We start from the raw sequence: 18981 nt of genomic DNA on the forward strand, positions 1-18981 counted from the left end.
CAAATGATATCGATGATCGCCCGACCCTGTCGCAATGTTGATTTTGCCAGTCGCTACGCCCGGCGCAGGATCGCCTCTATCCCCTGTGGCGCCACCGGCCTGCTGAAGCAGTAGCCCTGCATCTGGTCGCAGCCGTGCTCCTGCAGGAAGGCCAGCTGCTCCTGGGTCTCGACGCCTTCCGCGATCACGTTCAGCTTCATCGAGTGCGCCAGCGCGATCACGGCGTTGACGATGGCCGCATCGTCCGCGTCCTGGGTCAGGTCCATCACGAAGGAGCGGTCGATCTTGAGGCTGTGGATCGGGAAGCGCTTCAGGCTGGCCAGGCTCGAGTAGCCGGTGCCGAAGTCGTCGATCGCCAGCTGCACGCCCATGGCGGCCAGGCGGCCCATGGTCTCGGTCGCGGCCAGCGGGTTTTCCATCAGCACGCTCTCGGTGATCTCCAGGGTCAGGTAGGCCGGGTCGCAGCCGGTTTCCTTCAGCAGGGCGCCCACGCGCTGGGCCACGTCCTGGCCGAGGAACTGGCGCGCCGACAGGTTCACGCTGATGCGCACCGGCGGCAGGCCGGCGTCAGCCCAGGCCACCTGCTGGCGCATGGCCGTCGCCAGCACCCAGTCGCCGATCGGGACGATCAGGCCGGTCTCTTCGGCCAGCGGGATGAACTCGCTTGGTGCGACCATCCCGCGGTCCAGCGGCTGCCAGCGCAGCAGGGCCTCGACCCCGGTCACGGTGCCGCTGCCGATGTCGACCACGGGCTGGTAGTGCAGCAGGAACTCCTCGCGCTGCAGGGCGCGCTGCAGGGCGCCTTCCATGCGCAGGTGCTCGTAGGCCTGGGCGCCCATCTCGGCCGTGTAGAAGGAATAGTGGTTGCCGCCCTGCCCCTTGGAGCCGTACATCGCGCTGTCGGCGCATTTGAGCAGGGTGGTGCTGTCCTGGCCGTCGCGCGGGTACATCGCGATGCCGATCGAGCCGGAGGGGAAGACTTCCTGGCCGCGCAACATCATTGGCTGGAACAGGTTGTCGAGCAGCTTGCGCGCCACCTTGGCGGCATCGTCCTCGCCGGCCAGGTCGGGCAGCACCACGACGAATTCGTCACCGCCCTGGCGCGCCACGGTGTCGCTCTCGCGTAGGCTGTTTGACAGGCGGCGGGCGATCTCGACGATCAGCTGGTCGCCGGCATCGTGGCCCAGGCTGTCGTTGACGTGCTTGAAGCGGTCGAGGTCGATGAACATCACCGCCACCTGGCGCCGCGTACGGTGGGCGTGCATGATGGCCTGGCCCAGGCGGTCCTGCATCAGGACCCGGTTCGGCAGGCCGGTCAGGGCGTCGTGGTTGGCCATGCGCAGCAGGGCTTCCTCGGCCTGCTTCTGGCGCTGGATGTCCTTGACCACGCAGATGAAGCGCTGATTGCCGTTGGCGTCGCGCATGCTCGACACGGTGACGCTGACCCAGACGCGGGCGCCGTCGCGGCGCAGCAGGCGCTTCTCGCGCTGGTACTCGGTGATCTCGCCCGCCTTCAGGCCGCCGATCAGCGCCTGTTCGTCGGCCAGGTCCTCCTCGCTCATGAACTGCTGGTAGAAGCGGGACAGCAGCTCGATCTCGCTGTAGCCGAGGATCTGCGACATCTTGCTGTTGGTGCGCAGCACGCGGCCGTCGGCGGCCAGCAGCACGATGCCGACCGCGGCCTGGTTGAAGGTCAGGCGGAAGAATTCCTCGCTTTCCTGCAGGCGCAGGCGCGCCTTGCGGCGGAAGGTGATGTCCTGGCCGATCAGCAGCAGGATGTGGACGCCGTCCTTGCGGGCGCGCCGGATGTTGAAGTCGACGTAGCGCAGGCCGTCGGCGCGGCCGTCGAGCGTGACCAGCACATTGTCATGGGGGGCGCCGGTGCGCAGGGTTTCGGCGGCGCACTCGGCCAGCTCTGGACAAGGAATCAGTTCGATCAGCGGCAGCCTTGCCTCGGCCAGCGCCTCGTCCGGGGCGCCCAGCAGGTCGGCCATCATGCGGTTCATCGAACAGGCGCGCAGCTCGGCATCGACCACCACCAGGCCGGCCGGCATGCCGTCGATCACCTGCTCGAGATAGTTCTGGTTCTGCAGGCTGGCGCGCTGGTCGGCATGGGCATAGGTGTCGAGCGCCAGGCCCATGTCGAAGCAGACGATCTTGAGCACGGCGTCGCAGGCCGCCAGGAAGCGCTCGGGCTGGCCGTGCAGGCGGCGCCACAGGATGTCGTGCAGCTCGGACAGGTATTTGCGGTAGGCGCCGATATACCACTTCGGGTCCAGGCCGATGCGCTGGTGGGTCACACCTACGCTCAGGCGCTCGCGGATGTAGTCCTGACCGTAGTCGCCGTTCGTCAGGCTGCTGAAGTAGCTGGCCTGCACGTGGCGCAGGCGCGTCTCGGCGCCCGGACCGAGCAGGGTGCCCAGCTGCGGGAAGGCCAGCAAATGGGCATAGAAGCGGTCGGAAAAGGCGTCGCGCTGCGTGTCCAGCAGCTCGTGGATGTCGCGCAGCGCCGCCACGTCGGCCTCGCCCAGTTCGAGGAAGGCCTTGCGCGCCTCGACCTCGTCGGAATCGAGCCCGATCTCCTGCGCGATGTCGTCGATGACGTCCCTGAGGGCGCGCAACTCGTGGGAGGGAGAGGCGGGAGACTGTTCCGTGCTGCTTCGATGCGGGGTTGTCATGCGGGGCCTGCAGCTGAATATTTCGTTTTGGATAATGTCATTGCATGATAGCAATCCTCTAACAGGGGATCGAGTAAATATTCACGAATACTCACACCCTGTTGTTTATTAGCCATACTGTTGGTGTGGTTTTATTGCCTACCGTAAATAAACCCTTGGGATGGCGCAACACCTCGGCTGGAAGCCGGCAGCACATTAGGACGATTCCCAACCCGAGGAGACCGTCATGCGCCTGCCCCTTTCCCTTTCTCCCCTGCTCCTGCTGCTCGCCATCGGCAAGGCTCCCGCCCAGGATCTCGCCGTCACCGTCGCGCCCGTGCGACAGCAATATGGCCGCAACGACGAGGTGCAGGTGCGCGTTACGTTGACCAATACCAGCCCGGCGCCGCAATACGTGCTCAAGTGGCACACGCCGGTCGAAGGGATGACGGCGCCGCTGTTCGAGGTGCAGCGCGACGGCCAGCAGGTGCGCTACCTCGGCATCCACGCCAAGCGCCCCGCGCCCGGGCCAAACGACTACCTGCTGCTGGCGCCGGGCGCCACGCTCGGCAGCACCGTCGAGCTGTCGGCGCTCTACGAGATGAACGTGACGGGCTCCTACACGCTGCGCTACCGCACCAGCGCGTCAGGCCTGTTCGCGACGCCTTCCCTGCGTCCGCTGCCCGGCACCCTGGCCTCCAGCCCGGTCTCGATCTGGATCGAGGGCCGCCTGCCGCGCGGCGCCCGTCCGCCCGCCAAGGTGGCGGCAAGCGGGGCGGGACTGGAATTCAGCAAGTGCTCGAATGCCCAGCAGGAGCAGCTGGCGCTGGCGGTCGACGCGGGCCGCGCGATGACGGTCGACGCCCACACCTACCTGGGCGCCGGGCCGAACTACGGGGCGCGCTACACCGGCTGGTTCGGGGCGCCGGATGCGACGCGCGGGGCCAAGGTGACGGGCAATTTCGCGGCCATCCGCGACGCCTTCGAGAACAAGCCCCTCAAGGTCGACTGCGGCTGCAACGAGCCCTACTTCGCCTATGTCTACCCGGCCCAGCCCTACGCGATCTATGTGTGCAAGGCCTTCTGGACCGCCCCGCTCACGGGCACCGACTCGCGCGGCGGCACCCTGCTGCATGAGCTCAGCCACTTCGACGTGGTGGCCGGCACCGACGACCACGTCTATGGCCAGCAGGGGGCGGCCGAGCTGGCGCGCACCAGCCCCGAACGCGCCATCAACAATGCCGACTCGCACGAATACTTCGGGGAGAACACGCCGCCGCAGCAGTGACCGGAGCGCCGCCTAACACTTGTACAAACAATTTGCCAGCGCACGATTCGACATTTTCAGCTTCTGTTGATTTTTCACAAATTTTGTCACGCCGAGTTCGAATCGACTTTACACAAGCTCAGCATTCCGTAAATATGCATTTGGGTTCAATCCATATCACCGGAGCAACCTGATAAGGCCCGATAAAGGGCCACATAAAACTATTTTCATACGGAGAATGAACATGAGCTTCAATCGCTTCATGAAGTCGGCAGTCGGCATCGCTGCGCTCGCGGCAGCATGCAATGCAAGCGCGGCGCCCAAGGGCGTGGCGGTCACCCTCGCTCCCGAAAAGACGACGCTGGGCCAGACGGACGATGTGGTGGTGCGCGTCACCTTCACCAACACCTCGTCCGTGCCGCAGTACATCCTGAAGTTCCGCACGCCCTTCAATGGCATCGAGGAAGCACTGTTCGACATCAAGCGCGACGGCCAGCCCGTGCCCTACCTGGGCGCCCACATCAAGCGCGCGGCGCCGACCAGGTCCGACTACTTCGTGCTGAAACCGGGCGCCTCGCACAGCATGAAGGTCGAGCTGTCCGCGCTGTACGACATGAGCGTGAGCGGCGACTACCAGATCGCCTACAAGACCTCCTCGCCGCAGCTCTTCCTGGCCCAGCCGCAGGACAACGCCCGCACCGGCGTGGCCGCCGCCTTCGACGCCGACAACGCCGACAACGCCTCGCTCGCATCGAGCCCGGTGTCGGTCTGGATCGACGGCCGCGTGGCACGCGGCCAGAAGTCGCAGCTCATGCTCGACATCGAGGCGATGAAACGCGAAGCAGCGCAGCCGGCCGCGGCCAGCCTGAGCTTCAGCAAGTGCACCACCTCGCAGCAGACCACCATCACCCAGGCGATGTCGGCCGGCAGCAATATGGCCAACAACAGCGATGCCTACATGCAGAACGGCGTGATCGGCACCCGCTACACCAAGTGGTTCGGCGCCAACAACGCCACCCGCGTGGCCACCGTGAAGTCGCACTTCGCCGCCATCAAGGACGCCTTCGCCAACAAGCCGGTGACCGTGGACTGCGGCTGCAACCAGAACTACTACGCCTACGTCTACCCGACCCAGCCCTACAAGATCTACGTCTGCAAGGCCTTCTGGACCGCGCCGATGACCGGCACCGACTCGAAGGGCGGCACCCTGGTGCATGAGATGAGCCACTTCAACGTGGTGGCCGGCACCGACGACCACGTCTACGGCCAGTCGGGCGCCGCCAGCCTGGCGATCAGCAACCCGGCCCAGGCGGTCGACAACGCCGACTCGCACGAGTACTTCGCCGAGAACACCCCGGCGCTGAACTAAACGGCGAATCGTTTTTCGTAGGGTGGGCGGCTGTGCCGCCCACGCGTTCAACCGGCTGATGAATGGACGATACGTCTGCTCATACGGAATTTGGACGCGCGGACGGCGAAGCCGTCCACCCTACAACGGCCGGCGTGCCCGGGACGATTTCATTTGGCGAAGGTGAACCTGACCGGCGCCGCGGGACTGTGCGATATGGCATCGAGCTGCTTCACGTCCTTCAGGTATGGCCCGTCATAGCGGATCTCGTAGCTGTGCTTCCCCTTGTGGAAGGCATAGGTCGGCGTGATGTCGATGGTGTTCATGTGCATGGAGTGCGGCTTCACCTCCTGGTAGTCGCCGGCGGTGAGCGCGCCGCGCTTGACCATCATGCCGGTATAGTCGACCGGCCTTCCCTTCGCATCCAGCACCTCGAAGCGGCGGCCGGTCAGCTCGTCGCCGGCGGCCACTTCGCGCGGCACCCAGATCGGGGTGTCGCCGCGGTTCTCGATCGTCAGGCGCACCTTTACCTTGCTCGAGCCCGTCTCGACTTCGAGCTGGTGGCGCACCGGGGCATCCTTCTCCACCGCGCCGACGGCGCTCACCAGGCCACCCAGCGCGAAGGCCAGCACAGGCACAAATCGTTTGACATGCATGCGTGCTCCATGAAAGAAAATGTCACTCACTGTACCAGCAGCGGCTCCGGTGTCGTCGCGAGGATCATCACCGCCACGCGGCGGTTCCTGGCCTGGTTCAGCGGCGTGTCGTTCGGCGCCACCGGGCGCGTGGCGCCATGGCCGATGGCCGACAGGCGCGTATCCCGGACACCCTGCTCGATGAAGAGGCGCACCACGCTCGCCGCGCGCACCGCCGACAGTTCCCAGTTCGAGGCGAACTGCGCATTCGTGATCGGCAGATTGTCGGTGTGCCCTTCGACCTCGATCGCATGCGGATCGTTCTTGAGCAAACCGGCCACCTCGCCCAGCACCTCGCGCGCATCCGGCTGCAGCACGGCCTGGCCCTGGTCGAAGAGCACGCTGGCATTGAGCTCCACGCTGATGCCGCGCGCATTTTGCGTCACCCTCACCTGGCCCGATTTCACGAGGGGCATCAGGGTCGCCGTCAGGTCCCTGGCCAGCACTTCCATGCGTTCGCGCTCGCGCCGCGCCGCTTCCAGGCGCTTGCGGTTGACGATGTGGGAGAGCGGCAGCACCGGCTCGACATTGGTGTTCACCTGCGGCGCCGCGCCGCGTCCGCCGAAGGCGTCGCCCAGCGCTTCGGACAGCACCGCGTACTTGCCTTCGTTGACGATGGAGATCGCGTACATGACGACGAAGAAGGCGAACAGCAGGGTGATGAAGTCGGCGTAGGAAATCAGCCAGCGCTCGTGGTGTTCGCCGGCGCCCACTTCATCGTCGTAGCGTTTGCGCGCCATGGCAGGTCAATGACGCGCGAGAAGGCTGGCCACGCGCTCGTCGACCACGCGGGTATGGTCGCCCGAAGCCAGGTCATGGAAGACTTCGGCAAGGATTTCGTATTGAGCCACCTTGTCGCTGACGATGGCCTTCAGCTTGTTCCCGACCGGGTAGAAGAACAGGTTGGCCAGCCCCACGCCGTAGACGGTGGAGACGAAGGCGACGGCGATGCCCGAGCCGAGCCGCGACGGATCGGACAGGTTTTCCATCACGTGGATCAGCCCCAGCACGGCGCCCAGGATGCCGATGGTCGGCGCATAGCCGGCCGCCGACTCCCAGATGCGGGCCGCCTGGCGCTGCGAGAATTCATAGGCGCTGATCTCGCCCTCTAACAGGCTGCGGATCTTTTCGGGTGCGATGCCGTCCACCACCAGGCGCAGGCCCTTCTGGACGAATTTGTCGTTCGTTCCCATGTACTGCTCGAGAGAGAGAAGGCCGTCGCGCCGTGCCGAGAGGCTCCACAGCGCGATTTCCTGCGACAGTTTCTGGCGTCCGGATTTGGGCGGGAAAAAGACCCAGCGCAGCATGCGCATGCCCAGCGCGAAGCTGCGCTTTTCGCTCTGCAGCAGCACGGCGCCGAAGGTGCCGACCACCACGATGGCGAAGGCCGCCGGCTGGACCAGCGAGGCGAACTTGCCGCCGTCGAGCGTGTGGCCGACCAGGATGCCCGCGATCGCGAGCACCAGCCCGGCTACGCTTGCCCAGTCCACAACTGCTCCTTGAGGGCGGCGCGCAGCCGCGAGACCGCCTGGGTGTGCAGCTGCGACACCCGCGATTCGCTGACGCCCATGACGGCGCCGATTTCCTTCAGATTCAGTTCTTCCTCATAGTAGAGGCCCATCAGCATCTTCTCGCGCGGCGGGAGATTGTCGATGGCGTCGATGACGGCCTGGCGGAAGCCCGTATCGAGCAGGCTGCGCAGCGGATCGCTGTCGTCCACGGCATAGCGGTCGAGGAAGCCGTCGCTGCCGTCCTCGCTGTCGTGGAAGTCTTCGTAGTAGACCAGCTGGTGGCCGCCCGAGTCGCCCAGCATTTCCTGGTAGTCGGCGAGCGACATCTTGAGCGACTTGGCGATCTCGGATTCGCTGGCCGGACGTCCCAGGCGCTGGTTCAGCGCCTCCATCGCGGCCTCGACCTTGCGCATGTTCTGGCGCGTCGAGCGCGGCATCCAGTCGCTGTTGCGCAGCTCGTCGAGCATGGCGCCGCGGATGCGCAGCACCGCATAGGTCTCGAACTGGGCGCCGTGGTTGTCTTCGTAGCGGTTGATCGCGTCCAGCAGGCCCATCATGCCTGCCTGGACCAGGTCATCGACTTCCACCGAAGGCGGCAGCTTGGCCTTCATGTGGTGGGCAAGGCGCTTCACCAACGGCATGTGCTCCGTCAGCAAATGGTTCTTGTCCGCTTTCCCTTTGACCGTGTACATGCGTTAAGTGTTCTTTTTCTCTTGGTTCGGCTTGTCGAACGCGTGGGCGGGGGACCGCCCACCCTACAACTACCTGGTTTCATGCCCGCATCGCGTGCAAGGCAAACTTGCCAGCCAGCCTGCGAAACGCGACCGACGCGCCCGCCAGCGGGAAGGCATCGACCACGGCGCGGCCCAGGCGCGCGGCCCGGTGCAGGTACTCGTCGGCCGGCACCGAGCCCATCGAGCTCAGGCTGACCGCCAGGTAACGGCTTGCTGCGGTAGACATATTATCGTATACAACCTTGGCCTCGGCCTCTGTCGCGCCGGTAACGAGGATACCGAAGGGGCGGCGGCCCAGTTGCTGGGACAGGCGCTTGATCAGGGCGTAGGCATTCGTGATCGAGGCGGCGGAGGTTCCCACCTGCACCACGATCTCGGACGAGGCCATCAAGGGCAGCGGAAATTCGTCATCCGGGCCCAGTTCGCCGTCGACCATCACGATGCCGGCCTGCTTGACCAGCACGTCGAAGGTCTTGGCCAGGCGGCGGGTATCGGTATTGCCGATCGGCGTGCCGAGGGTGGCCACCGAAAAGCCTTGCGGCACGGCGTGCATCACCTGGTTCAGGGCCGCTTCCTGGCGCGCCACGTTGGCCAGCGTCGCCGCGCGGTTCAGGCCGAGGCGGCGGGCCACGCCGTAGTCGCGCTCGCAGGCGTCGACGATCAGGACTTCGTTGCCAGTCTGGGCCAGCGAGGCGCCCAGGTTGACCAGCATGGCGCCCTTGTCGTCTTCAGGGGTGGCGGAGAGGAAGGTCACGATGCGCGGGCGCGGGCCCTGCAGCATCCGGCGCAGGCCTTCGGCCTGGTCGAAGTCGAAACTAGCCAAGGTGCACCTCGCGCATGCCGCGGTCCTGGCTGAGTTTACCAGCTGCGGCCATCATCATCGGCAGGTCGGCGTCGCCGAACTGGGCTGCCGCGTTGCGGGTATTGCGGAAGGCGCGGTCGATCAGCATGGCGCGGTCGGCCAGGTGCAGGTCTTCCGGCACGCGCTGGCCGTTCGAGATGTAGTGCAGGTTCAGCTTCTGGCGGATCACGACGTCCAGCACATTACCGATGGAAGCGGCTTCGTCCAGCTTGGTCATGATGCAGCCGGCCAGGCCGGTGCCCTGGTAGGCGCGCACCACTTCGTTCAGGGTCTCGTTGGTCGAGGTCGCGTTCAGGCACAGCAGGCGCTTCACGTCGGCGCCGGATTCGCTCAGCATGGCAACCTGCTCGGTCACCATCTGGTCGCGCTGCGACATGCCGATGGTGTCGATCAGCACGGTGTGCTTGTTCTTCAGCTCTTTGAGGGCAATGCGCAGGTCGGCCTCGTCCTTCACCGAGTGCACCATCACGCCCAGGATCTTGCCGTAGATGCGCAACTGTTCGTGGCCGCCGATACGGTAGGCATCGGTGGTGATCAGGGCCAGCTTGTCCGGGCCGTGACGCATCACGCAGCGGGCCGCCAGCTTGGCGGTGGTGGTGGTCTTGCCGACGCCGGTCGGACCGACCAGGGCGAACACGCCGCCACGGTTCAGGAGGTCGTCTTCGTTGGCAATCGTCGTCAGGTTGCGCGCCAGGACGGTCTTGATCCAGCGCAGCGCGTCGGCGGCGTCTTTCGTCGCCGGCATTTTTTCGATGAGGTAGCGCGCCAGGGTCGCCGAGAAGCCGGCGGCCAGCATCTCGCGCAGCACGGCGGCTTTCTGGGGCTCGCGCTGGGCGGTGGCGTTCCAGGACAGCTCGGCCAGCTGGGTTTCCATCAGGCCGCGCATGGCGCGGATTTCGTTCATCATGCCGCTCATTTCCTGGGCGGCGGATTCCTTGGCCTGGGCGATGGCGGCGCTCATCATCTGGGTCATGGCGGCCATGTCGATGCCCGGCTCCGGGCTTGGTGCGCGGCGGTTGACGTAGGTCGGCGGGATTTCCGGCTCGATGGCGGGAGCGGCGCGGCGCTCCACATAGGGCCGGGCCACGTCAGGCTGGCCGGCGAACGGATCCATCATCTGCGCAGCAGGTGCGGCGGCGCGCGGAGCCGGCTGCTGGCGCACTTGTGGCTGCGGATCGCGGGCAGCGGCGGCGAAGGCGCTACGCGAGAAGGTCGGTTCCGGGTCGAAATCGTTGTCGAAAGCGCTGAAGGCGGCCGGCTGCGGCTCTTCGATGGCCGGGGCGGACAGCGAGGCGACGTCGTCGTTGTCCAGCGCCAGGATCTCGACCACGCCGTCGACCGGACGGTTCGAGAGGATGACCGCGTCAGGACCCAGCGCTTCGCGCACCTTGCGCAATGCATCCCTGGAAGTCGCTGCAGTAAATTTCTTCACGTTCATCTTGTTCTCCGCACTTCAATCATGTTCGCCGCGGGCGAAAACGCCCGTCCATAGCCAGCATTATTGGCGATGCCGTGAGGAAACCATCGGGGGAAAAGGAAGGGGAAAGAGGCCTATTTCAAAAGGCGGATGAAGAGGGCCGCCCGGACCAGCGTGACAAACGAGCAAATTTGCGGCATCTCAGCCGACTACGTAGGCGCCCAGCCTATGCTCGACAAGGTGTTTCAGACGCCTGTTCGGAGAAACATACATATGCTGGACAGTCCCATAAGAACGTATGGATGGAAGACCGCCACGTGAAGAGCATCGCGGCTCGTGCCACCTTTGCCGTCTGGGTATTTGCCGCCACAGCTGCCTTGGCCCAGCTGTGGCTCGCCCGCCCCGATCTTGGCCCGCAATTTCCGCCTGCCTTCTCTCTCTGGCTGGTCGAGCGCTACGGCTCGACCAATGGCGAGGAACTGTGCGATCTCGAAACCCTGCTGGCGCTCGCCTGCGCCTTCCTGCTGGTGGTTCTCCTTACCTTATCGGTCCTGCTGCTCCTCCGGCGTCGCAGACCAGCGCACTGATACGCCCGGATCTCTCTTACATCGGCACGCCCACCAGGCTGGTCACCCGGATCGTCTTGGACTCGGGAACCTCGTTGTGCGACAGCACCTTCAGCTGCGGCACCGCGCGGCGCAGGAAGCGCGACAGCAACACGCGCAGCGGTGCCGGCACCAGCAGCACGGGGGTGTGGCCCAACTGCTCCTGCTGCTGGGCGGCGTTGGCCGCCTGTTGCGCAATCGTGTCGGCCAGGCCCGGCTCGATGCCGGTGCCGTCGCCGCCCGCTCCCATGGCCTGCATCAGGAGGCGCTCGAGGCGGTTGTCCAGGGTCATGACCGACAGCTCGTTGGTGCCCGGGAACAGCTGCTGGACGATGGCGCGGCCCAGGGCTACGCGCACCATGGCGGTCAGCTCGTTCGGGTCCTGGGTCTGGCCCGCGTATTCCGACAGCGCTTCGATGATGGTGCGCATGTCGCGGATGTGCACGCCTTCCTGCAGCAGGTTCTGCAGCACTTTCTGCAGGGTCGACAGGGAGACGACCTTCGGCACCAGCTCGTCCACCAGCTTCGGACTCGCCTTGCCCATGTGATCGAGCAGGTCTTGGACTTCCAGGCGGCCCAGCAGTTCCGAGGCGTGCATGGTGATCAGGTGGTTCAGGTGGGTCGCCACCACGGTGCCGGCGTCGACCACGGTGTAGCCCATGCTTTGCGCCTCGTCGCGCAGGCTGGCGTCGATCCAGGTCGCGGGCAGGCCGAAGGCGGGGTCGGTGGTCACCAGGCCCGGCAGCGTGCCGCTGGCCATGCCCGGGTTGATCGCCAGGAACTGGCCGTTCATCGCTTCGCCGGTGCCCACTTCCACGCCCTTCAGGGTGATGCGGTAGGCCGAGGGTTTCAGTTCCAGGTTGTCGCGGATGTGCACCGGCGGTGCCAGGAAGCCGACTTCCTGGGCGAATTTCTTGCGGATGCCCTTGATGCGCTTGAGCAGCTCGCCGCCCTGGTTCTTGTCGACCAGGGGAATCAGGCGGTAGCCGACTTCCAGGCCCAGGGTGTCGACCGGCATGACGTCCTGCCAGGTCGCCTCTTCCGACTCGGCCGGGGCCGCCGCGCCGCCCGCGGCGCCACCGGCAGCCGCCGCCGCTTCAGCCTCGGCGGCTTCCCTCGCCGGCTGGTCCTTCTTGCGCTTGGCAATCATGTAACCGCCGCCGCACAGGGCGCTGCCCAGCAGCAGGAAGACCAGGTTCGGCATGCCCGGGATCAGGCCCAGGGCGAAGATGATGCCGCCGGTGATGTACAGGGCTTCCGGACGGGCGAACAGCTGGTTGGTCACCTGGCTGCTGATGTCGTCTTCGTTGGCAACGCGCGAGACCACCATACCAGCCGCGATCGAGATGATCAGCGAGGGGATCTGCGCCACCAGGCCGTCACCGATGGCCAGCAGGGTATAGGTTTCCGCCGCCTGGCCGACAGCCAGGTCGTGCTGCACGACGCCGACGATCAGGCCGCCGATCACGTTGATCAGGGTAATCATGATGCCGGCGACGGCGTCGCCCTTGACGTATTTCGAGGCACCGTCCATCGCGCCGTAGAACTCGGCTTCCTGCGACACCTCGTTGCGGCGCTTGCGCGCTTCGGCTTCGCCGATCAGGCCGGCGTTCAGGTCGGCGTCGATCGCCATCTGCTTGCCCGGCATCGCGTCCAGGGCGAAGCGCGCGCCGACTTCCGCGATACGGCCCGCACCCTTGGTGACGACCGAGAAGTTAATGATCGTCAGGATGATGAAGACGACGATACCGACGGTGAAGTTACCGCCGATCAGGAAGTGGCCGAAGGCCTCGACCACCTTACCGGCAGCGGCGCCGCCGGTGTGGCCTTCGGTCAGCACGATACGGGTCGACGCCACGTTCAGCGCCAGGCGCAGCATGGTCGAGACCAGCAGGATGGCCGGGAAGGCCATGAAATCGAGCGGCTTGACCGTGTACAGGGCGGTCAGCAGCACGATGACGGACAGCGCGATGTTAAAGCTGAAGAACACGTCCAGCACGAAGGCCGGCAGCGGCAGGATCATCATCGCCAGCAGGACGACGATGAAGAGCGGGGCGGCGAGCGCGCTCGCGCCCCGCGCTCCGAGGCCGCTTGCCCATGCCGGCAGTTTGATGCTATTCATTAATGCAACGCTCCATTATTCGCACTGCCTGGCCCCTTGTAGGCCGGGTCGTTCGGGTCCATCTCGGCCGGCACCGCCAGTTTCGTCGGACGATCCGGGTAGACGCCATCGCCTTTCTTGTAGGCGCGCAGCTGGTAGACGTAGGCCAGGACTTCCGCCACCGCCGAGAACAGTTTTTCCGGGATCTCTTCGTCGATGTCGGTATGCTTGTACAGCGCACGGGCCAGGGCCGGGGCTTCCAGCAGGGTCACCTTGTGCTCGGCGCCCAGTTCGCGGATCTTGGCCGCCACGTCGTCCACACCCTTGGCCACCACGCGCGGTGCACCCTTCTGGCCGTCGGTGTACTTCAGCGCCACCGCATAGTGGGTCGGGTTGGTGACGATCACATCCGCAGTAGGGACATTCTGCATCATGCGGCCGCGCGCCATTTCGCGCTGCATCTGGCGAATCTTGCCCTTAATCTGAGGATTGCCGTCCGATTCCTTCGATTCCTGGATCATTTCCTGGCGCGTCATCTTCATCTTGTCGTGGTAGTGCCAGAGCTGGTACGGGGCGTCGATCAGGGCGATCGCGCCATAGGCGCCGACGATGAAGAGGAAGGCCTTGCCCATCAGCTCGCCCACGTGGGCGCTGCCGACATTGAGCGGCTCGAGGGCCAGGCCGAGCATTTCTTCCTTCTCTCCCATGATGACCACCCAGGCCACGGCGCCGATCACCAGGGTCTTGGCGACGGCCTTCAGGAGTTCGACCAGGGAATTGGTGGAGAACATGTTGCCGACACCCGTGATCGGGTTCAGTTTCATGAAATTCGGCATGAATGCCTTGCTGGAGAAGTTCCAGCCGCCGATGAGCAAGGGCGAGGCGAGTGCGATCAGCATGATGGCGCCGGCCAGCGGCAGGCAGGCAAGCAGCACCGCCACCAGGTCGGTGGTGATGCGTTCGATCAGGATCGAGGGGTTGTAGACCTGCTCGCGGTTCAGCGAGAGGCCGGACTGCAGGGCAAGCTCGAGCTTGCCGACGAGCGAACCGCCGGTCATCCACAGACCGGCGCCGGCAACCATCAGGACAGTAAACGTGGCAAGTTCGCGCGACCTGGGAACGTCGCCTTCTTCGCGGGCTTTATCGAGCCTTTGTTGTGACGCTGGTTCTGTCTTTTCTGCGTCGCTGTCTTCCGCCATCCACCGCGCTCCTGTTGATCATGCCTGCCGAAAACAGGATTATCTCAGGTGTTGCCGCACGGCTAGAAGCGAAACAGGGTCGGAAATACCCTCTATTTGCGTTTGTTCGCGGGAAAGCAACTCAGCAGTAAGTGTCAAGCTGCGGATTGCTGGCAGCTTGCCAATGACAGACTAGAAAGTTCCTAAAAATCGTACCGGCTGGGTGAACTTTTCTCGACAAGTAGTACGACAACGCAAATCCAGCCGATGAATGGAATCAGCCACATCAGCAGCCACCAGCCGCTGCGATTGGTGTCGTGCAGGCGGCGCACGCCAGCAGCCAGTGATGGGAGCAGCATGGCGAGATTGAAGATATATACCAGCGCGTCACTGACTAGTCCCAGAGCCCAGGACGTTACGACCAGGAACAGGAAAAACCACCAGTACTCGGAACGCGAGGCGACACCGCGGAACGTCGCGTATTTGCTCAGGCAAGTCGTAATCGATTCGGTAAAGGTCATGTCGTATTCGTTCACCAGAAAAGTTGAAATGCAGCAACATATCATATCGCTTTCCCTGCAAATGCCGAAGATTGTCACAGCGGTGCTAAAGCAGACGGCGCGACCACTAAACTCCGGGGGAGATGGTTGCCTTGCGTAGGCAAACATCCCGAACTTCATTATTGTTGTGCAGGCTGCAACCTTGATGGAGGATGACATAGTGAAAAAAATAGCCGCCCTGCTCGCCCTTGCCCTGTCGGGCACCCTTGCCACGTCCGCGCAGGCGGGCAACCCGATCGTCCCCGGCTGGTATGCCGACCCCGAGATCCGCATCTTCGGCAAGACCTACTGGATCTACCCGACCTTCTCCGCCCCCTACGGCGCGCCCGGCCGCGCATCCACCTTCACACCGGAACAGCAGCGCATGCGCGAGCGCAAGGACCTGATCTGGGAGCCCTACCTGCACCAGACCTATATGGACGTCTTCTCGTCGACCGACCTGGTGCACTGGACAAAGCATCCACGCGCGCTCGACGTCGAGAACGTGAAGTGGGCGGCCTATGCCCTGTGGGCGCCGTCGGCCATCGAACACAAGGGCAAGTACTACCTCTTCTTCGGCGCCAACGACATCAAGAGCAACGGGCAGCTGGGCGGCATCGGCGTCGCGGTCAGCGATCGCCCCGAGGGGCCGTTCAAGGATGCGCTGGGACGCCCGCTGATCGACCAGATCGTCAACGGCGCCCAGCCGATCGACCAGATGGTGTTCAAGGACGACGACGGCCAGGTCTACATGTACTACGGCGGCTGGAAGCACGCCAACGTCGTCAAGCTCGCGCCCGACCTGCTCAGCGTCGTGCCCCTCCCGGACGGCAGCACCTACAAGGAGATCACGCCCGACCCGGCCTATGTGGAAGGCTCCTTCATGGCCAAGCGCAAGGGCGTGTATTACCTGATGTGGTCCGAGGGCGGATGGACCGGGCCGGACTACAAGGTCGCCTATGCCATGAGTGCATCGCCCTTCGGTCCCTTCAAGCGCATCGGCACCATCCTGCAGCAGGATGCGCGGATCGCGCGCGGCGCGGGGCACCACTCGGTAGTGAACATCCCCGGCACCGACGACTGGTACATCGCCTACCACCGCCGTCCGCTCGACAAGACCGACGGCAGCCATCGCGAGATGGCGATCGAGCCGATGTTCTTCAATGCGGATGGAACCATCAAGCCGGTGGTGCTGACCAAGGAAGGTGTGAAACCCCGGCAGCTGTAGGGTGGTCGGCTTCGCCGACCGCCCTACGCCTACGCGGCTTTGCCGCCGGGGAAGCTCACCACCGTCCCGTCGAACTGGAAGGCGCCCGCCTCTAGCAGCTCCCATTCGCCCTCCCCCTTGAGGCGCAGCACGTGGGTGTGGTGGCGCAGCACCGCCGGCCGGTGGGCGATGCTGACCAGGGTCGTGCCCTTCGCGCGCAGCAGCGCGTACAGCGCCGCCTCGTTGCCGCTGTCGAGCGCACTGGTCGCCTCGTCGAGGAAGACGATGCGCGGTGCGTGCACCAGCACGCGGCCGAAGGCCAGGCGCTGCTGCTCGCCGACCGAAAGCAGCTTGTCCCAGTCCTGCACGGCATCCAGGCCGCCCGCGCGTTCCGCCAGCCGCGGCAGGTGAACCTGCTGCAGGATGCGCAGCAGCGCCTCGTCGTCCAGCGGCGAGCTGCTGCCCGGGTAGACCAGCTGGCTGCGCAGGGTGCCCGGCTGCAGATAGGGCTGCTGCGGCAGGAAGAAGCAGTCTTGCGCAGGCGGATGGTGGATGGTGCCGCTGCCCCTGCACCACAGTCCCGCAATCGCCCGCAACAATGAACTCTTGCCGCAGCCGCTTTCGCCGGTGATCAGGAGGGCGTCGCCCGGTTTCAAGGCGAGGCTCAGCGCCTTGACCAGCACCCGGTTCGACTGCGGCGGATGCAGCGTCAGGTTTTCCAGCGCGAGCTGCTGCGCGGGGCGCATCGCGATGCGCGGCTCGTTCGCGGGCTCCTGGCCTTTCGCATCCGGCAGCACCAGCCGCGACAAGGCATGCAGGCGGCCGATGCCCGCGACAAAGCGGCTCAGGCTCTCGAAATTGTCGACGATGACCCCGACGGCGGACAGCACGGCGGTGAACGCGCCGGCGGCCTGCACCGCCCTGCCCACCTCGAGTTCGCCCGACAGCACGCCCTGCGCCAGGATCACGAAGGGCAGCACCAGGGTCAGCTGGCTGAAGGTACGCTGGAACAGGTTCAGCGAACGCTGGCGCCTGATCAGGCCTGCGAAGTTGCGGAACACCTTGTCGAAAGCGCCGTCGATGTGTGCGCGCTCCTGCGCTTCGCCGCGGTAGAAGGCGATCGATTCGGCATTCTCGCGCAGGCGCATCAGGCTGAAACGGAAGTCCGCCTCGCGCCGCAGCTGCCAGAAGTTCAGGTGGATCAGCGGCTTGCCGAAGACGTAGAGCGCGACCACGGTGCCCACCAGCGCATAGGTCACCAGTACGCCGACCAGCAGGTGCGAGATCGACCACAGCACGGCGCTGAAGGCCACCAGCTGCATCAGCGAGCCGAGGAAGATCAGGAGGAAATGGATCGACCTGCCGGTGAAGCTGTTGATGTCTTCGCTGATGCGCTGGTCGGGATTGTCGATCTCCTTGTCGCCGTCCAGCGCATAGTACTTTCGTCCGCCCAGGTAGCCGTCGAGGAAGCGGCCGGTGAGCCAGCGCCGCCACTGGTTGGCGAACAGGTCGCGCATGTAGTAGTAGAAGGCGTAGGCCGGCACCGCGAAGGCCAGGATGAACAGGCAGGCGCGCACCGAGGTCCAGAAGCGCTCGGCGTTCCTGCCCGCCAGCGCCGAGGTCATCTCGCCGGCCTGCTCGTTGAGCATGACGGCCAGCTTGGTCTCGACCAGCATCAGCACGACCAGCAGCAGCAGCAGGGACCAGGCCTTGCCCTTCTGGTCTCCCAGCCAGTAGGGTTTCGCCACGCCGAGGAACTGCTTCCAGGCCGCGAGCGACAGTGGCGGTGTCCGGGGCGGTGTCGCAGCCGCCGTCGTGGTCTCGTTCTTCGAAGCGTCGGCGGTTGCGGATGGTGGCGTGCTCATGGCGGTGACTGCGGTAACCCGGCTGGGTGTTAATTCACCTCCAGAATACGGCTGGGCACAGGAGTGTTCCGTGCGAAAACGGACATAGTGCCCGGCCCTTTACTTGAATACCACCCGCGCGACGACCGGATGGTGGTCGGACGGATAGCGTCGATCGACGGAGTCGCTCAGCACCGCATACTTGAGCACCTCGGCGTGGCGGTCGACGAAGATGTAGTCGATCCGGTCCTGCATGGCCGCATCGAGGCGGAACGCGTTGAAGGTGCCGACCGGGCCGTAGGGCGGCGACTGACTGATCTGGCGTGCATCGCGCATCGTCTTCGCCATTGCCTGGATCTGCACGGTTTCCGGGGTCGAGTTGAAGTCGCCCACGCAGATGGCGGGCTCGCCGCGGGCGATCTCGGCGATCTTGCGCAGCACCAGGTCGGCCGAGGCGCGGCGGGCCTGCTCTCCCTCGTGGTCGAAATGGACCGAGAACACGTAGAACACGCGATTGTTCGTGCGATCGCGCAGGCGCGCCCACGAGGCGAGCCGATGGCAGCAGGTGGCGTCCCAGCCGAAGGAAGGACGGTCGGGCGTTTCGCTGAGCCAGAAGTCGCCCTTGCCCAGCAGCGCGAAGCGGCTCTTGCGGAAGAAGATGGCGGAATGCTCGCCGGCCTGCCTGCCGTCGTCGCGGCCGACGCCGACGTGGTCGAACTCCGCCATCTGCGCCAGGTCGGCGATCTGGCCCGCCAGTCCTTCCTGGGTGCCGAAGACGTCGAACTCGTGGTAGCGGATCAGGGCCTTGACCGCATCCTTGCGGGCCGGCCAGGCATTGGAACCGTCGCCGGGATTGTTGTAGCGCAGGTTGTAGGTGGCGACGTTGAAAGGTTCGGCGGCCGACGCGGCGGGCATCCAGGCCATGAGGATCAGCGCGGCGCAGGCAAGAAAACGTGAGAGAGAACGTGTGTTCATGTGAATGGTCCTGAAATGAAATGCACCCGTAGAGTTAAGCA

At 65.0% G+C, this 18981-nt stretch carries 16 protein-coding genes; 4 read left to right on the plus strand and 12 right to left on the minus strand.

Going from position 1 to position 18981, the window contains the following annotated elements:
* Positions 1-53: 53 nt before the first annotated feature.
* Complete coding sequence (locus ACQ7JA_RS21135) at positions 54-2678, minus strand: EAL domain-containing protein (protein WP_430901387.1); 2625 nt, start codon at positions 2676-2678, stop codon at positions 54-56.
* 226 nt (positions 2679-2904) lie between these two features.
* Between ACQ7JA_RS21135 and ACQ7JA_RS21140 the strand changes: the two genes are divergently transcribed.
* Together ACQ7JA_RS21140 and ACQ7JA_RS21145 are read left to right on the plus strand one after the other, a co-directional pair.
* A complete protein-coding gene (locus ACQ7JA_RS21140) occupies positions 2905-3945 on the plus strand; it encodes a M35 family metallo-endopeptidase (protein ID WP_430901389.1) in 1041 nt (346 codons plus the stop codon).
* Between the two features lie 223 nt (positions 3946-4168).
* Positions 4169-5293, plus strand: coding sequence for a M35 family metallo-endopeptidase (locus tag ACQ7JA_RS21145; RefSeq protein WP_430901391.1), 1125 nt, complete (start codon positions 4169-4171; stop codon positions 5291-5293).
* A gap of 149 nt (positions 5294-5442) precedes the next feature.
* On the opposite strand, the gene ACQ7JA_RS21150 is transcribed toward ACQ7JA_RS21145, so the two are convergent.
* From ACQ7JA_RS21150 to flhF, 6 genes are all read right to left on the minus strand, one after another.
* Positions 5443-5928, minus strand: coding sequence for a hypothetical protein (locus ACQ7JA_RS21150; RefSeq protein ID WP_430901393.1), 486 nt, complete (start codon positions 5926-5928; stop codon positions 5443-5445).
* A 26-nt stretch (positions 5929-5954) separates the two neighbouring features.
* Positions 5955-6707 (minus strand): flagellar motor protein MotD, encoded by a 753-nt coding sequence (gene motD, locus ACQ7JA_RS21155; protein WP_430901395.1) that lies wholly within the window; start codon positions 6705-6707, stop codon positions 5955-5957.
* A 6-nt stretch (positions 6708-6713) separates the two neighbouring features.
* A complete protein-coding gene (locus ACQ7JA_RS21160; RefSeq protein ID WP_430901397.1) occupies positions 6714-7457 on the minus strand; it encodes a flagellar motor protein in 744 nt (247 codons plus the stop codon).
* Entirely contained in the window at positions 7439-8170 is a 732-nt protein-coding gene (locus tag ACQ7JA_RS21165; RefSeq protein WP_430901399.1) for an RNA polymerase sigma factor FliA, read from the minus strand. Before ACQ7JA_RS21165 ends, ACQ7JA_RS21160 begins: the two co-directional genes overlap by 19 nt.
* A gap of 79 nt (positions 8171-8249) precedes the next feature.
* Positions 8250-9035 (minus strand): MinD/ParA family ATP-binding protein, encoded by a 786-nt coding sequence (locus ACQ7JA_RS21170; RefSeq protein WP_430901401.1) that lies wholly within the window; start codon positions 9033-9035, stop codon positions 8250-8252.
* A complete protein-coding gene (flhF, locus tag ACQ7JA_RS21175; RefSeq protein ID WP_430901403.1) occupies positions 9028-10512 on the minus strand; it encodes a flagellar biosynthesis protein FlhF in 1485 nt (494 codons plus the stop codon). The genes ACQ7JA_RS21170 and flhF overlap by 8 nt, the downstream gene beginning before the upstream one ends.
* Positions 10513-10793: 281 nt before the next feature.
* Between flhF and ACQ7JA_RS21180 the strand changes: the two genes are divergently transcribed.
* A complete protein-coding gene (locus tag ACQ7JA_RS21180) occupies positions 10794-11078 on the plus strand; it encodes a hypothetical protein (protein WP_430901405.1) in 285 nt (94 codons plus the stop codon).
* Between the two features lie 16 nt (positions 11079-11094).
* Here the strand turns inward: ACQ7JA_RS21180 and flhA are convergent, their stop codons facing one another.
* The 3 genes from flhA to ACQ7JA_RS21195 form a co-directional block, all read right to left on the minus strand.
* Positions 11095-13218, minus strand: coding sequence for a flagellar biosynthesis protein FlhA (gene flhA, locus ACQ7JA_RS21185; protein WP_430901407.1), 2124 nt, complete (start codon positions 13216-13218; stop codon positions 11095-11097).
* Complete coding sequence (gene flhB / locus ACQ7JA_RS21190; RefSeq protein WP_430901409.1) at positions 13218-14396, minus strand: flagellar biosynthesis protein FlhB; 1179 nt, start codon at positions 14394-14396, stop codon at positions 13218-13220. Before flhB ends, flhA begins: the two co-directional genes overlap by 1 nt.
* Before the next feature lie 182 nt (positions 14397-14578).
* Complete coding sequence (locus tag ACQ7JA_RS21195; RefSeq protein WP_430901411.1) at positions 14579-14896, minus strand: DUF805 domain-containing protein; 318 nt, start codon at positions 14894-14896, stop codon at positions 14579-14581.
* Between the two features lie 199 nt (positions 14897-15095).
* Between ACQ7JA_RS21195 and ACQ7JA_RS21200 the strand changes: the two genes are divergently transcribed.
* Positions 15096-16142 (plus strand): glycoside hydrolase family 43 protein, encoded by a 1047-nt coding sequence (locus ACQ7JA_RS21200; protein WP_430901413.1) that lies wholly within the window; start codon positions 15096-15098, stop codon positions 16140-16142.
* A gap of 29 nt (positions 16143-16171) precedes the next feature.
* Here the strand turns inward: ACQ7JA_RS21200 and ACQ7JA_RS21205 are convergent, their stop codons facing one another.
* Positions 16172-17986 carry an ABC transporter ATP-binding protein/permease gene (locus ACQ7JA_RS21205; protein WP_430901415.1) on the minus strand — a complete coding sequence of 605 codons (1815 nt, stop codon included), beginning with the start codon at positions 17984-17986 and terminating at the stop codon, positions 16172-16174.
* Positions 17987-18085: 99 nt separating this feature from the next.
* A complete protein-coding gene (locus ACQ7JA_RS21210; RefSeq protein ID WP_430901417.1) occupies positions 18086-18940 on the minus strand; it encodes an endonuclease/exonuclease/phosphatase family protein in 855 nt (284 codons plus the stop codon).
* Positions 18941-18981 lie beyond the last annotated feature (41 nt).

It is taken from the genome of Massilia sp. BKSP1R2A-1 (genome assembly GCF_050586525.1).
GTDB lineage: Bacteria > Pseudomonadota > Gammaproteobacteria > Burkholderiales > Burkholderiaceae_D > Telluria.